This is a genomic window from Bradyrhizobium sp. WSM471 (assembly GCF_000244915.1).
Taxonomy (GTDB): domain Bacteria; phylum Pseudomonadota; class Alphaproteobacteria; order Rhizobiales; family Xanthobacteraceae; genus Bradyrhizobium.
Map to the genome: position 1 here is coordinate 5,244,801 of NZ_CM001442.1, position 14,497 is coordinate 5,259,297.

A 14,497-nucleotide genomic window follows, 5' to 3' on the forward strand; every position below is an offset into this window, starting at 1 on the left:
CCTTCCCATGCAAAAAGTCATGGGCATATTGGAGGTCGACAACGGAGCAAGACGATCATGACGAGACAATCGACGATGCACGCAGCCGTGCTGGAGGCCCACAACGCGCCGCTGCGCCCCTCAACCCTCTCCACGCCCGAGATCGGCCCGCGCGAGGTGCTGGTGCGAATCCGCGCGAGCGGGATCAATCCGCTCGACACCAAGATCCATGCGGGCGCGGCGGCGCATGCGCGACATCCGCTGCCTGCGATACTCGGGCTGGATCTGGCCGGCGTGATCGAACAGACCGGTCGTGACGTCTCGCGGTTCAAGGGGGGCGACGAGGTCTATGGCATGACGGGAGGCGTCGGCGGTGTGCAGGGATCGCTCGCCGAATTCGCCGCTGTCGACGTCGACCTGCTGGCGTTGAAGCCTGCCAATCTCAGCATGCGGGAGGCAGCCGCCCTGCCCCTCATCTTCATCACAGCCTGGGAAGGACTGATCGACCGCGCGGCGCTGAAGGCCGGACAGAAGGTGTTGATCCATGGCGGCGCAGGCGGCGTCGGCCACATCGCGATCCAGATCGCGCGCGCGTTCGGAGCAGATGTGTTCGCCACCGGCTCGGCATCGCAGCGCGCCACCATCGAAGGTTTTGGCGCGACCTTCATCGATCGTGATACCGCCATCGCGACTTATGTTGCAGAGCATACGGGCGGCCGCGGCTTCGACGTCGTCTACGACACCGTCGGCGGCAAGGTCCTCGACGCCTCCTTCGAAGCCGTACGCCGCTTCGGCCATGTCGTGAGCGCGCTCGGATGGGGAACGCATGGGCTTGCGCCGCTCTCGTTCCGCGCCGCCACCTATTCCGGCGTGTTCACGCTGCTGCCGCTGCTCTCAGGGGAAGGCCGCGCGCATCACGGAGAGATCATGGCGGAGGCCACGCGCCTGGTTGAGGCCGGCAAGCTCTTACCGATGCTCGATGCCCGGCACTTCACACTGGAGAACGTCGATGACGCCTATGCGCTAATCCGCGATCACGCGACGCAGGGCAAGCTCGTCGTCGAGATCTGACGGCGCTCGCTGAAAAGTCTCGTCGCGGATGGAGCGAGGCGTAAGCCGGGGTACGGAGACCCGCACGGGGAACGCCGCTAGTCCTCGCTGGACGTCGCCAAGCGATTGCGCAGATGGGCCTGCGACAACAGAAAAAACAATGCGCGCTCGCCATGATATTTGGCGGACGGCCGGGTGCGCTCGAAGCCATCGGCAAATTTCTTGCCGGATTGGTCGCACACCTGCCACCGCCAGCCGAACCGCTTACGCCTGGTGAGGATCACTTCGAACATGCCGACGAGCTTGGTCCCCTGCTCCTTGCCGGTCTCGCAGACGCACGACCCTGCTCCGGCCTCCCCCGTTGGAGTGATGCCCGACATATAACGCAGCAGGATGGAAAGCGAATGAAATTGATTATCGGAAATAGGTATCTTGCACCGGCTTTGACGAAGTTGCGGCGTCTCTGGAATAAGCCGCCGGTGCCGGTGTTAATCGGTCCTGCTTGGTAGCGCTGACAAAGCTATTCAAATCGCAACACCAACGGAGGAGCCGAGAGCATCCTCTTTCGCACACGTGACGGGACTGGCGGTAATAAGATATGGGGGATCCGTGCGCTGAATGAGAAGTGTTCACTGGGCACGAAGACCAGCGTCGGGCCGCATGCGGCATCACCGCTCAAGCACTAGCGCGCGACCACTTCAACTTCACCGTCGACGCCGTTGACGACGTTGAAGCCGCGCTCATAGACCTTGCCCTCGTTCTTGGCGATGGCGCGGTATTCGCCTTCGGAGAGCACGACGCGCGGGAAGGCGCCGATCGATTCCTTGATCACGTCGCCGCCCGGGGTCAGCACCGACCAGGCGGTGTTGGCGAGCGCCTCGCCGCCCCTGTCGCTGACGAGCTTGAGCGTGATGACGGCGGCGCGGTGGGTGATGGTGACGTCGGTGAGCTTGCTGGCCTGGACGCGGATGTCCGAGCGCACCACCGAATTGGCGTCACCGTAATTCGAGATGATGTAGTAGGTGCCCTCCGGCAGCAGCACGACGTCACCGGCGGCGACGTTCGGCACCAGGGAGGCGCGCTCGCCGGATTCGAACTGGCTGCCCTTGTAGATCGCGAACGAGATCTGGTTCTGCGGAATGCGGCTGGTGCCGACGCGGCCCTCGATGCGCAGGCCGCCGGCCGGCAGCACGAAGGATTCGCGATCGGTCTCGGCCTTCAAGCTGACGGTGCGCACCGCGCTGACGAGGCCAAAGGCGACGTGCACGACGTAATTGCCGGGCGGCAGCACGATGTTCGGCGTGGCATTGCGGTCTTCGCGGATCAGCTTGAAGGTGCCGTTCTCGTCGGGACGATCGGCAAACACGCGCCAGACCAGGCCGCTGGTGATCGGCGGGGTGTCCTTGCCGTATTTCGCCGTCAGCGACAGCACGCCCTGTCCGGGCACGGCCGCGTTGAGCGGTGCGGCGGACGGCACGGTCGTGACCGCGGGCGGCGGCATGCTGGGCGTGGTCGGCTGCAACAGGGTCGGCGGCAGGCTCGGCGGTCCGGCACCCGGGCCGGAGGGCGGCGCGAGGCTGACGGCACCGCCGGGATCGGGGACCGACGCGGGCGGTACCGGCGGCGGACGATCGGAGAAAAGCTGCGCCTGCGCAGCATTTTGGCCAAAGGTAAAGAGGCAGGCAGCAACGACCAGCGCCGGCAGCAGCGATGCGCTGCGCCGCCATCCGATGATGCCGTCACCCCCGAGAGTCATGCCACCTGCTTTTCACCGAAAACGCGGCAAATTCAAGCCTCTGAACCCCCGAGAAATACGGCCAATACGGTTCTTTGGAACCCGGCTGACGCCTGCGTGATTACCCCAGGGGCACCCGTCCCTCGCCATACTCCTGCCCCGTGCCCTTCCCAAACCGGCATAAACCATGCTTCGGCCCGGTTCTGGCGGAGCGCGAGTGCGGTGCCTAGTCTGATGGCGGGTCCCGGCGTAGGAGAGTTTCGGTGCTGGACATATTGAAGGGTCGGGGTTCGAACAGCGATAAGGTCGCCGAGAAAGTCGGCCTGGGCAGCATCCGCCGACCGGTGATCGGCCTTGCGCTTGGCGGCGGCGCGGCGCGCGGCTTCGCTCATATCGGCATTATCCGGACCCTGCTCGCCAACGGAATCGTGCCTGAAGTCGTGGTCGGCACCTCGATCGGCGCCGTGGTCGGCGGCCTCTATGCGGCCGGCCGGCTCGATACGCTGGAAGAATGGGGCCGCAGCCTGCAAGGGATGCGCAACATCCTCGGCTACCTCGACATCCGCCTCAACGGCTCCGGCCTGATCGGCGGCGAGAAGCTGGCGACCCGGCTCGAGGCTGCCTGCGGCCAGAGCCAGATCGAGGATCTCCCGGTCAAGTTCGCCGCCGTCGCGACCGAGGTCCGCACCGGCCACGAGATCTGGCTGACGCGCGGCCGCGTGGTGGACGCGATGCGCGCCTCTTATGCGCTGCCCGGCATCTTCTCTCCGGTCCTGATCGGCGATCGCTGGCTGGTCGACGGCGCATTGGTGAACCCGGTGCCGGTCTCGGCCGCCCGCGCGCTCGGCGCGGAAATCGTCATCGCCGCAAATCTTTCCAGCGACATCTTCACCTATTCGACGACGGTCTATTCGCACGGCGCGATACCTGAACCGGTGACCCCCGCGACCGAAGAGCCGGCGTCAAAGCGACGCTTCCCGAGATTCTTCTCGCCTGAGAAGACAGTGAAGCGCGAGTTCTTCGGCGGCGGCAGCGCCCGGCCCGGCCTCTCTTCTGTGATGGTCGACGCCTTCAACATCATGCAGGACCGCATCACCCGCGCCCGCCTCGCCGGCGATCCGCCCGATATGCTGATCACACCGCGAATCGGTCAATTCGGCTGGTTCGATTTCCACCGCTCCGAGGACCTCATCGCCCTGGGCACCCGCGCGGCCGAGCGTGCGCTGGAGTCCATCAAGGAGGCCATCCACGAGCTGGCGCCCGCGCCCGAGGGCACCGCGCCCAAAGCCGACCAGCGGCAGGACTGATCAGGCCGTCTTACCGATCAGGCGGTCTTGATGTAGTCGCGCAGAGCTTCCTGCTCGGACTCGTATTCCTGCACCCGACGCTTGACGATGTCGCCGATCGAGATCAGGCCGACCACCTTGCCATTGTCGACCACGGGCAGATGGCGGAACTTGCCGGTGGTCATCATCTCCATGAGCTCGGCGACCGTGTCGGTCTCCTTGCAGGTGACGACCTTGCGGGTCATGACCTGCGAGACCGGCTCCTCCAGCGCGCCGGCGCCGCGCTCGCCGATCACCCGCACGATGTCGCGCTCCGACAGGATGCCTTCGAGCCGGCTCTGGTTCATCACCAGCACCGCGCCGATCTTCTTCTCACCGAGCAGTTTGACCGCGACCGCCAGCTTCGCGTCCGGCTCGACGCTCATGATCTGGTGGCCCTTGGTGTTGAGAATCGAACGTACCGTCATTGTCGCCTCCCTGAATCGGAGCCGTCCGCTGTTCGCGGTCCGGACTTGTTCTTCGAGTCTTCAACTAACAGTGTCAGCGCCGCTTTCAGGCTCGTGCGCTTTGCGAAGCATCGCCGCGAACGGCCTGTCGCTTCGGAACATTCTTCTCGGGAATGATGGATGAATTCGGGCGGCGCCGCAAGCGCCGCTTCAAATACCGTCCGAAATGTCCTGTGATGACGCATCCGCAGCATCGCTTCGCACGCGCGGCACGGGGTCGAACAGCGCGAACAGCAGGAGCCCTGCGAAGAAGCCGCCGATATGCGCCTGCCAGGCAACGCTCGTGGTCTCGCTGTCGACGCCGATCGCGCCGACGCCGAAGACGATGTTGACGCCGAACCACACCGCAAGAAAACCGAGCACCCGCCCGTCGCGCAGCGCGCGCGCCAGCGGCAGCGCCGGAACTCTTGCGGCGGTATCGGCATCCGATCGGCTGAACGACAGGAAGCTGCCGCGAACGAAGGCGAAGCGGATCGCCGCCGCCATCGCGCCGGACACCGAGGCCGAGGCGCCGATCATCGGCGCCACCGCATGCTCATGGGTGACGAGATGGGCGAGCGCGCCGGCCGCCGCCGTCACCGCGAGGAACAGGAAGAACCTGATGGCGCCAAAGCGCCGCGCCAGCGCGCTGCCGAACGGCAACAGCCACAGCACGTTGAAGCCGAGATGGGTGAGATTGGCGTGCAGCAGCGAATAGGTGACGAAGGTCCAGACCTTGGCGCCGGCCCCGCCGGGAATCTCCAAATTGAGCAGCGAGGAATCGTAGCGCTTGGGGATGAAGCCGAAGACGTCGATGGTCCAGTTCTCGAGCTCCGGCGGCAGCAGCACCCGCAGATGGATCATCGCGAGGAGCAGGATATAGGCCGTCAGCGCGAACGGCAGCGTCAGGATCGGCTCGCGCGGAGCCTCCTCGACGACGGCCGGCACTCCCAGCGAAGCATCTTGCGACGGAGGATCTTGCGGCGGAGAATTTGGCGGGGAATCCAAGGCGGCTTCGCTTTCAGGCGCGATCGGAGCGACAGGCTTTGGAGATAGTCGCCTTTGCCTGCCCTGCGCAAGTGCACAAAAGGAAAAGGCAGGGCCCTGGGAAGGCCCCGCCTATCCGTGTCGGACTTCCGGTACCCAGAGAGACGGGAACATCCCCACCCCTCCCCGCGGCCGGTGACCAAACTGTTTGACGCCTGTGTACAGGCCTCGCCGAGAACCTGGAGAAAAGCGGCGAAGCTTGCGACCGCGATCACCATAGCAGCGGGGCGGCGCACGGAAAGCGCATAGTTAATTTAACGTTAACGACGCAAAGGCAGCGCCAGGGACGCCGAAAACGCCGCTGCGGCATGGACGCTGCAAAGCCCCTCCTGCACAACAACACAGGGATCGCGGCTGCACTGAAGCGGGACAGATTTGTCCCGCGAGGTTGCGCCCCGGGGTAAGCGTTCAGTCATGAAACATCCGTCGAGCCGCGAGTTCTTCGCATATTGGAACACAAAGCGCGGCACTGCGCGGGCGCCAGACCGGGCCGATATCGATCCGGCCGCCGTGCGCGGCCTGCTCGGTGACATCTTCGTGCTGTCCTGCGAGCCCCATCTCGGCTTTCCGTTCCGCGTCGCCGGCACGCGCGTCTGCGCACTCGCAGGGCGCGACCTCAAGGATTCGAGCTTTGCGGCGCTGTTCAACGAGGCGAGCCGCCGCGAGATCGAGGAGATCACGACCATCGTCGCCGACGAGAGCCTCGGCGCAATCGCCGGCGTCACCGCCGCGCGCGAGGACGGCAGCAAGGCGCATCTCGAGCTGCTGCTGCTGCCGTTCAATGCCCGCCCGCATACACCGGTGAGCGTGACAGGCGTGCTCGCGCCGTTCGACGACGAATGCGGTGCACTGGGTCCGTTCGCCCTCACCTCCTGGCGCTATCTGCACCAGCCGGAAAAACTGGTGCCGCGCGCGATCCGCAAGCTGCAGATCGCACGCGGGCTGATGGTGTATGAGGGGCTGCGCTAGGAGTGCACCCCGCTCACGGCATCGCCAGATGCCAGGCGCCGTTCAAAAAGCCGTCGCCGGTGACGTCACCGGGCTTGGTATCCTTGGCGAAGGTGTAGAGCGGCTTGCCCTTGTAGGCCCATTGCTTCGAGCCGTCGTCGCGCGTGATGACGGTGTAGCCGTCGGCGGCCGCATCGCTCGCCTCGGCCTTCAGCACCGGCCAGTTGGTCGCACACGGACCATTGCAGGCCGACTTGCCGTCCACGTCCTTGTCGAAAGTATAGAGCGACATGCCCTTGGCGTCGGTGAGCACGTTCCCCTTGTCGGACTTGCCAGTCTTGGTCGGCGGTGCCGCGAAGGCAGCGGGAAGCAGCGCCAGCGATATTGCGAGCGTGAGCGCGAGGCGGATCGAGGATGTCGTCATGGTCTCTCCTGTCATGCAATGGGCTTGCATGGGTAGGACGCCGCGCGAGCCGTCGTATTCCTGAGATCGCGGCAAAGATATTTTTCGCTGCGCGCATCGTCGCATCGGAATAAACTGGGATGATTGTGACGGAACGACGGATCGACATGAGCAAGCCGCATTGGCGTCCCGCCCGCGCCTCCGATCTCCCGGCGATCAGCGCGATCGCAGCGCGGATCCATCCTGACCTGCCTGAGCGGCCTGAGGTCTTCGCGGAAAAGATGCGGCTCTGTCCTGACGGCTGCCGCGTGCTTGTCGCGGACGACGGAATCGTCGGCTACGGTCTCGCGCATCCTTGGATGCAGCACCGGATTCCGCCGCTCGACGGCTTCCTCGAGCAATTGCCCGGCGATGCGGATTGCATCTATTTGCACGACGTCGCGGTGCTGCCCGACTTTCGCGGCGGCGTCGCGCGCGACTATGTCGTCGCGATCGAACAGCTCGCGCGCGCATCAGGGATCGCGACGCTCGCATTGGTGTCGGTCTACGCCACGCGGCCGCTGTGGCAGCGCCTCGGCTTTCGGCCGGTCACCGCGGATGCGGAGCTGCGGGCAAAACTCGCGACCTACGGCGACAGCGCAACCTACATGCTGCGCGACCTGGCTGCGACGTAACGCCCCTCTCCGTCGGCGCCGGAAGGCGGCCGTCAGGCGCGATGCTTCTTTTTCGTCTTCGGCTTCTTCCCGGGGGCGCCCTTCTCAGACCACGACGTGACCGAGGGCTCAGCGTAGCCCGGCTTGTTCTTGTGCTTTTTCTTCTTTGCGAAGGAAGGAGCATCGTCGAATTTCGGTGTGCGCTCGGCGTACGGCTTTTCGTACGTTTTGCCGTGTGGCTTGCCGTGAGGTTTGCCTTGCGGTTTGAACCCGTTCGGCTCGCGCGCGCGTTCGCCCTGGCGTTCACGATGATCGCTGTCGCCGCTGTCACGCCGCGGCGCGTGGGGCCGCTCTTCCGAAGCCACCTGCCGCTGCGGCGCATCCGCCATCGGCTCGAGGCGGATATTGTCTTCCTTGTCCGGACGCTTGATCTTCACGGCGAAGGAGTCCGCGACCCGCTCGGAAATTTCGAACTCGGTCGTGGTGTCCATGATCTTGATCGCGCCGATATCGTTCTTGTCGATGCCGCCACGACGGCAGATCATCGGCAACAGCCAGCGTGCTTCCGCGTTCTTTTTTCGTCCGATGTTGGCCCGGAACCAGACGCTGCCATCCGCCATGCCATGTTTCGACGACGATTTTCCCGCTTTGGGTCGAGCCCTTTCGGGCCGATCATCGCCACGCGATGCGCGGACATCGTCGCGCGGAGCGCGCGTGTCGTTGCGACCGCGATCCTCGCGCGGCCGGCCAGCTCGCTCGCCGGGATCCATGATGTCCTCGGGCGACGGCAGCCGCGCGCGATAGAGCCGTGCGAGTGACGCGGCGATCTCCTCAGCCGATCGCTCGGCCAAGAGCGCCTGCGCCAGGGCCAGATCGTCGGCGGTGGTCTCCTCCGTGAACAGCACGTCCTTCATGCGCTCGTGATCGAGTTTGCGGATCTCATCCGGCTGCGGCGCCGTCCCCCAGACCGCGTCGATGCCCGAGACGTTGAGCAGCATTTCCGCACGCCGCCGCCGCACGGGCGGCACCAGCATGACGCTCGTCCCCTTGCGGCCCGCGCGTCCGGTGCGGCCGGAGCGATGCTGCATGACCTCGGCGTCGTTGGGCAGGTCCGCATGAATGACGAGGTCGAGGCTCGGCAGGTCGATGCCGCGGGCGGCGACATCGGTCGCCACGCAGACGCGCGAGCGTCCGTCCCGCAGCGACTGCAGCGCCGTGGTTCGCTCGTTCTGCGTCAACTCGCCTGACAGAGCGACCACGGAGAAGCCGCGCTCCAGCAGCGCCGCCTGCAAATGGCGGACGCCATCGCGCGTGCTGCAGAATACCAGCGCGCTCGGCGCCTCGTAGAAGCGCAGCACGTTGACGACGGCGTGCTCGGCATCGCCGGGCGCGATCCGGATCGCGCGGTACTCGATATCGGCATGACCGCCTTCGTCGCCGGCGACCTCGATCCGGAACGCCCGCTGCTGATACTGCTTGGCCAGCGCGACGATGCCGCGCGGGAACGTCGCCGAGAACATCAGGGTGCGGCGCGTGTCCGGCGTGGTCTTGAGGATGAACTCCATGTCCTCGCGAAAACCGAGATTGAGCATCTCGTCGGCCTCGTCGAGCACGACCACCTTCAATTCCGAGATATCGAGACGGCCGCGGCGCAAATGATCGCACAACCGGCCGGGCGTGCCGACGACGATATGAGCGCCGGCCGCAAGCTCGCGCTGCTCGCGCCTGGGATCCATGCCGCCGACGCAGGAGACGACGCGCCCGCTCGCATGCTCGTACAACCACGCCAGCTCGCGGTGGACTTGCAAGGCAAGCTCGCGGGTCGGCGCAACGATCAGAGCAAGCGGTGCACCCGCCCGCTCGAACCGCTCGGCGTCGCCCAACAGATCCTTGGCCATCGCCAGCCCATAGGCCAGGGTCTTGCCGGAGCCGGTCTGGGCCGAAACCAAGAGGTCGCGGTCAGCGGCCTCGTCCGTGAGCACGGCGAGCTGAACAGGGGTCGGACGGTCGTAGTTGCGCTCGGCCAAAGCTCGGGCGAGCGGCGCACTCATGGTCGGAAAAGACACGGGATAAACCTTGGTTGGTCCAGGCGCGGAACGTCGAGCCGCGCGACCTGAAGCTGCGTAGGCGGCAAATGGTCCAGCCGCCCGCGTGGTGATTTGATTTGGACGCTCTTTACGCCAAGTGCGGGCAAATCACCATGCCTATGACGCATGGCTTTGGTGATGCCGAGAATAAGCTTACTGGCCAGCTCGACCCACTACATCCAGCGTTTTCGAGCCGTTTCGCTGCATATAGAGGGATTTTGTGCCGAAGCATGGGATTTCCACGTCCACCCGGCCCAAATTGCGCGCCATTAGGCACCCTGGATGCGCACATGACCTCTCTCGGTCGAAGGGCTTGTGTGGCGACTGCACGCTTTGGGACGAGACCAAAGCCATCGAACCCAAGTCTTGCCGCGTCAGCACGTCGCTCCCAAATCGTGCCTCACGCGGAAGCAAAATAAGGGTGACACATGGCCGACGGCATATCGCTTGCCGACAAGCTCGCGACTTTTGGGGATTTCTGGTCTCCACGCACGATCACGACCTTCAACGACTGCGACGTGATGGTGGTGAAGGTGAAGGGAGAGTTCACCTGGCACAAGCACGACGACACCGACGATTTCTTTCTCGTCCTGAAAGGCAGTTTGGACATTGAATTGCGGGATCGCACGGTAACGCTTGGTCCGGGCGAACTCTATGTCGTGCCCAAAGGTGTTGAGCATCGACCGGTAGCGCGCGAGGAAGTTCATCTCCTGCTCATCGAGCCGACCGGCACGCCGAACACGGGCGACAAGGCCACCGCCGCATCGCGCAAGCTCGCATAGAGAGCAGCGCGCGGGCGCAGCCCTAATCCCTGCAGCCCTAATCCCTGGAGGTGACGAGCCTGCCGAAGCCAACGGCCAGCCTGGCTCTGGCCCGCACAACGGTGTCCCTCGCCGCGCGGCCCAAGGCGCGAACGGCACGCCAGGCTTCGGTCGCCTGCAGCCAGGCCTTGACGTCTGTGAACTTGCCATAGACCCAGGCAAAAGCCGGAATTCGCATCAGCTTGTCACGCGTGAGATGGAACAGGCGCTCGACCAGCACGAGCTTGAGCAGCTCGCCGATGATGAACGTCACGGCCCCGCTCACGATCTGACCGGTCGCCGCGAGATAGGCTGCCACGGGCTTGACCGGCTCCAAGATGATGACGGGTACGGAAAACAGGGCGAGCGAGCAATAAGGCGACAGCGATCTGATCCAGCCGCGCAATCGCTTCAATTCGATATGCCGCCCGATCCAGCGCGAGATCGGCCTCGCCACGGCCATGAAGACCGCATCCACCAGGAAGTAGATGGCGGCAAGGATGTAAGTGACGGGTTTCAGAATCCGCTTCACGATGAACTCTCCCGTGAACTGAAAGCCGAAAGCCCGGTCTAAGTTTCACCCCGGCGTGAATAACTCGCGGATGTTCAATGGAACTTTTCGTGCACAGCCCCGCCGCTGCGCGGTTCATATCTCCGCATAGACCTCCAAGAGATTGCCGTCGGGGTCGCGGAAGAACAGCGTCCGATGCCCGAACGACTGGTTCGTTGGCGGCGACAGCAGCGCAACGCCCTGCCGCACCAGTTCATCGGCGCACGCATCGACTTCGGCCGGGGAGACCTTGAAGGCCAGTTGCAGCGAGGCGCTCCCGTGAGGCACCGGCGCGTCAGTCGCGGTCCGGCCCGGTGTAGCGAGAGCCAACGTGTTGGGGCCCAAGCCGTACTCGATCCAGTTCGACGACAACTCCCGCAGCAGCGGAAACACGAGAACTTCCTCGTAGAAGCGGCGCATCGCCGCCATGTCGCGCACGAAAATGACGGTGTAGTCGATGGCACGAATGGCGTTGAAGGGCGAACGGGAGCGCTCGCCTGGTTCGGTCGTTTGTTCGTTTGTCATCTCATCCTTCATACCAAACGCCCGCCCGTAGCCCGGATGGAGCGTAGCGGAATCCGGGGAGCCACGGTCAAGAATCCCGGATTGCGCTGCGCTCCATCCGGGCTACGAATTTCTCACGCCACCAATTCCGGCCACGGCACGATCGTCGACTTCACCGTCTTCATCGCCATCGCGTCCCTGACCGCCTGCGCGACGCCGTCTTCCGTGAACGGATAGATCGTCTGCATCTTCAGCCAGGGATATTTGCCCGCCGTGCGATAGAGCATGTCGACGCCGAGCGGCAGATCGTTGCCGGTAAAACCCCAGGAGCCCAGCACATTGAGGTCCTTGGTACAGATGCGGTGCCATGAGGTCTCGATCGAGCCGGCGTCGGTGAACTGGCCCATCTCGACATAGGTGCCGCCGTCGCGCAGCATCTCGATGCCTTCGGGACCGGCTGAGGGGTGGCCCGAGCAATCCATCACTAGATCGGCGCCGAAGCCGCCGACGATGTCGCGTACGCGCGCGATGCGGTCTTGTGGTGACTTCAGTTCGTCGATGTTCACCGTCGCCTCGGCGCCGAACGCGCGCGCGAGCTTGAGCCGCGGCTCCTCCGGCGCGCCGACGCAGATCACGCGCCCTGCTCCCATCTCCTGCGCGGCGGCGACCGCGAGAATGCCGATCGGGCCCGAGCCCTGGATCACCACCGTGTCGCCCCAGGTGAAACCGCCGGCGCGGCTCGCGCGGTTGAAGGCGCGGATGCAGGAGGTCAGCGGCTCCGACAGCGCACCCAGCCGCAGCGACATGTCGTCAGGCAATTTGTAGATCTTGGTGCCCGGCAGCATGTCGAGATCGACATAGACATATTCGGCCCAGCCGCCCCACATATGCGGCGCCTTATCGAAGCCGAGATAGCGGCCGTAATAGACCGGCGTCAGGCACTTGTTGGCGGTCAGGGGATAATGGATGCAGTAATAGCAGCGGCCGCAGGGCATCAGCGGCGGGATCATCACTTTTGATCCGACCGTCAGCGGCTTGCTCATGAAGTCCTCGGTGAATTCGTCGCCGCATTCGACAATGATTCCGCCGAGCTCGTGGCCGAGCGTGAACGGCCATGGCAGCGGCTTCGGCCAATGCCCCTTCAGAATGTGCAGGTCCGTGCCGCAGACGCCGCACGCGCCGACCTTGATCAGCGCGCCCCTCTTGCCGACCTTCGGCCACGGCACGGTGCGGATGACGGGTTCGCTCCCGGGCCCTGCGTGGGTGCAGACGCGGATCTGGTCCATGGCGTGTCCTCGATGCCCGTCTGTTATGATTAATTGGTGCGGGCTGAGGCGAAGCGTATGTGAGATGCGCGGTCGTGCCAAGCCGCGGTCTCGTAGCCCGCATGAGCGAAGCGACATGCGGGGCCAGCGTTCCCGGATATCGCTTCGCGCATCCGGGCTACAGTGCCTGCCACACTCACCACCGTCATCCCCGCGCAACCGCAAAGCGGTTGTCGCTGGAGGTGCGCGCTCTTGCGCGCCTCGAAGGATGGGCCACAGGAGCTTGCGGCTCATCCTTCGAGGCTCACTGCGCTCGCACCTCAGGATGACGGTTGAGCTTGTGGCGGCAGTGCATGACAGATATCCAAGCACGCCTAGGTGTCTTGAGCACTCGACGGCGAACGTGTAGGCACGGCGCGAAAGTCCCACCCAGGTGCCCGCTTGAACCCCCTCCCCCAAAATCCCGTCGTCGCGTCCGGCTCGTTCGCGGCGATGAAGTCGGTGCCGTATCGGCTCCAGTTCATCGCTTACGTGCTGGCGATGATGGCCGACAATATCGAGCACGTGATCAGCTATTGGGTGGTGTTCCAGAAATTCCATTCGCCGGCGCTGGCGGGCTTTGCGGTGCTGTCGCACTGGCTGCCGTTCCTGCTGTTCTCGGTCGCGGTTGGCGGGCTGGCCGACCGGATCGATCCGCGCCGCATCATTCAATGCGGCATGCTGCTGTTCATCGTTGCCTCGGCTGGATGGGGTTTCTTCTTCATCACCGACGCCATCGAGATGTGGCACGCCATGCTGCTGCTGGTGATCCATGGCTGCGCCGGCGTGTTGTGGCAGACGCCGAACCAGCTCCTGCTCTACGACCTCGTCGGTCCCGCCGATCTTCCGAGCGCGGTGCGACTGAACGCGATGGCACGCTATCTCGGCATTTTGGTCGGACCTGCCGTCGGCGGCATTATCATGCTCACGCTCGGCACCTCGCATGGCATCATCTTCAACACGCTGTTCTATCTGCCGATGCTGCTGTGGCTGTTCTGGGCGCCGGTGCGGGACAAGAGTGTCGCGGTGCGGCGCTTCGCCGTGCGCGGCCTTGCCGACATCATGCTGACCATCCGCGCCATCGGCACGCAGCCGGTGCTGACGGCGATGACATGGCTCGCCGGCCTCACCTCCTTCATGATCGGCAACGCCTATCACGCCCAGATGCCGGGCTTTGCCGGCGATCTCGGCCACGGCGATCCCGGAATCTCCTACAGCGTGCTGCTCGCGGCCGATGCTGCCGGCGCGCTGCTCGCCGGCATCGCGCTGGAATCCTGGGGACGGCTCAAGGGTACGCCGCGCACCGCGATCATGCTCGCCATGCTGTGGAGCGTGGCGCTGCTCGGCTTCGCCTCGGTGCGGATCTACCCGGTCGCGATCGTGCTGTTGTTTTTTGCAGGCTTCTTCGAGCTGTCGTTCAACACCATGGCGCAGGCGCTGGTGCAGTTGAACGCGCCGTCCGACATTCGCGGCCGCGTCGTCGGCCTCTACAACATGGCCGGGCTCGGGATGCGAGCCTTCAGCGGCATCACGGTCGGCTTGTTCGGTGCGGCGATCGGCATTCACTGGTCGCTCGGGCTCTCGGCCGCAGTGCTGCTGGCGCTGCTATGTCTTCTCTATGGGCGCGCGACGAGGAAGACGTAAGCTCAGAGCTTGCGGTTGACTC

At 64.7% G+C, this 14,497-nt stretch carries 15 protein-coding genes; 6 read left to right on the forward strand and 9 right to left on the reverse strand.

Going from position 1 to position 14,497, the window contains the following annotated elements:
• Positions 1 to 57: 57 nt before the first annotated feature.
• Complete coding sequence (locus tag BRA471DRAFT_RS23725; RefSeq protein WP_007611776.1) at positions 58 to 1,050, forward strand: zinc-dependent alcohol dehydrogenase family protein; 993 nt, start codon at positions 58 to 60, stop codon at positions 1,048 to 1,050.
• 77 nt (positions 1,051 to 1,127) lie between these two features.
• Here BRA471DRAFT_RS23725 and BRA471DRAFT_RS39070 read toward each other — a convergent pair whose 3' ends face one another.
• Together BRA471DRAFT_RS39070 and BRA471DRAFT_RS23735 are read right to left on the reverse strand one after the other, a co-directional pair.
• On the reverse strand, positions 1,128 to 1,409 hold the full coding sequence (locus BRA471DRAFT_RS39070) for a hypothetical protein (protein ID WP_007611778.1): 282 nt from the start codon (positions 1,407 to 1,409) through the stop codon (positions 1,128 to 1,130).
• A gap of 302 nt (positions 1,410 to 1,711) precedes the next feature.
• Entirely contained in the window at positions 1,712 to 2,785 is a 1,074-nt protein-coding gene (locus tag BRA471DRAFT_RS23735) for a hypothetical protein (protein ID WP_007611780.1), read from the reverse strand.
• A 242-nt stretch (positions 2,786 to 3,027) separates the two neighbouring features.
• Here BRA471DRAFT_RS23735 and BRA471DRAFT_RS23740 point away from each other — a divergent pair, with 242 nt between their 5' ends.
• Positions 3,028 to 4,071, forward strand: coding sequence for a patatin-like phospholipase family protein (locus tag BRA471DRAFT_RS23740; RefSeq protein ID WP_007611782.1), 1,044 nt, complete (start codon positions 3,028 to 3,030; stop codon positions 4,069 to 4,071).
• Between the two features lie 17 nt (positions 4,072 to 4,088).
• On the opposite strand, the gene BRA471DRAFT_RS23745 is transcribed toward BRA471DRAFT_RS23740, so the two are convergent.
• On the reverse strand, positions 4,089 to 4,517 hold the full coding sequence (locus tag BRA471DRAFT_RS23745; RefSeq protein ID WP_007611784.1) for a CBS domain-containing protein: 429 nt from the start codon (positions 4,515 to 4,517) through the stop codon (positions 4,089 to 4,091).
• Between the two features lie 189 nt (positions 4,518 to 4,706).
• Complete coding sequence (locus BRA471DRAFT_RS23750) at positions 4,707 to 5,543, reverse strand: rhomboid family intramembrane serine protease (RefSeq protein WP_035974206.1); 837 nt, start codon at positions 5,541 to 5,543, stop codon at positions 4,707 to 4,709.
• Between the two features lie 453 nt (positions 5,544 to 5,996).
• Here BRA471DRAFT_RS23750 and BRA471DRAFT_RS23755 point away from each other — a divergent pair, with 453 nt between their 5' ends.
• A complete protein-coding gene (locus BRA471DRAFT_RS23755) occupies positions 5,997 to 6,551 on the forward strand; it encodes a PAS domain-containing protein (protein ID WP_007611788.1) in 555 nt (184 codons plus the stop codon).
• Positions 6,552 to 6,564: 13 nt separating this feature from the next.
• Here BRA471DRAFT_RS23755 and BRA471DRAFT_RS23760 read toward each other — a convergent pair whose 3' ends face one another.
• A complete protein-coding gene (locus BRA471DRAFT_RS23760) occupies positions 6,565 to 6,954 on the reverse strand; it encodes a hypothetical protein (RefSeq protein ID WP_007611791.1) in 390 nt (129 codons plus the stop codon).
• Between the two features lie 146 nt (positions 6,955 to 7,100).
• Between BRA471DRAFT_RS23760 and BRA471DRAFT_RS23765 the strand changes: the two genes are divergently transcribed.
• A complete protein-coding gene (locus tag BRA471DRAFT_RS23765) occupies positions 7,101 to 7,607 on the forward strand; it encodes a GNAT family N-acetyltransferase (protein WP_035975100.1) in 507 nt (168 codons plus the stop codon).
• A 32-nt stretch (positions 7,608 to 7,639) separates the two neighbouring features.
• On the opposite strand, the gene BRA471DRAFT_RS23770 is transcribed toward BRA471DRAFT_RS23765, so the two are convergent.
• Positions 7,640 to 9,637, reverse strand: a complete 1,998-nt coding sequence (locus BRA471DRAFT_RS23770) for a DEAD/DEAH box helicase (protein WP_007611799.1) — start codon at positions 9,635 to 9,637, stop codon at positions 7,640 to 7,642.
• 464 nt (positions 9,638 to 10,101) lie between these two features.
• Between BRA471DRAFT_RS23770 and BRA471DRAFT_RS23775 the strand changes: the two genes are divergently transcribed.
• Positions 10,102 to 10,455, forward strand: a complete 354-nt coding sequence (locus tag BRA471DRAFT_RS23775; RefSeq protein ID WP_007611801.1) for a cupin domain-containing protein — start codon at positions 10,102 to 10,104, stop codon at positions 10,453 to 10,455.
• 37 nt (positions 10,456 to 10,492) lie between these two features.
• Here BRA471DRAFT_RS23775 and BRA471DRAFT_RS38440 read toward each other — a convergent pair whose 3' ends face one another.
• The 3 genes from BRA471DRAFT_RS38440 to BRA471DRAFT_RS23790 all read right to left on the reverse strand — a co-directional run bounded on the left by BRA471DRAFT_RS38440 (position 10,493) and on the right by BRA471DRAFT_RS23790 (position 12,813).
• Entirely contained in the window at positions 10,493 to 11,005 is a 513-nt protein-coding gene (locus BRA471DRAFT_RS38440) for a hypothetical protein (RefSeq protein WP_007611803.1), read from the reverse strand.
• Between the two features lie 114 nt (positions 11,006 to 11,119).
• Positions 11,120 to 11,560 (reverse strand): VOC family protein, encoded by a 441-nt coding sequence (locus BRA471DRAFT_RS38445; RefSeq protein ID WP_084777549.1) that lies wholly within the window; start codon positions 11,558 to 11,560, stop codon positions 11,120 to 11,122.
• 101 nt (positions 11,561 to 11,661) lie between these two features.
• On the reverse strand, positions 11,662 to 12,813 hold the full coding sequence (locus BRA471DRAFT_RS23790) for a zinc-binding dehydrogenase (RefSeq protein ID WP_007611807.1): 1,152 nt from the start codon (positions 12,811 to 12,813) through the stop codon (positions 11,662 to 11,664).
• 420 nt (positions 12,814 to 13,233) lie between these two features.
• Here BRA471DRAFT_RS23790 and BRA471DRAFT_RS23795 point away from each other — a divergent pair, with 420 nt between their 5' ends.
• Complete coding sequence (locus BRA471DRAFT_RS23795; protein WP_007611809.1) at positions 13,234 to 14,475, forward strand: MFS transporter; 1,242 nt, start codon at positions 13,234 to 13,236, stop codon at positions 14,473 to 14,475.
• Positions 14,476 to 14,497: the final 22 nt, after the last annotated feature.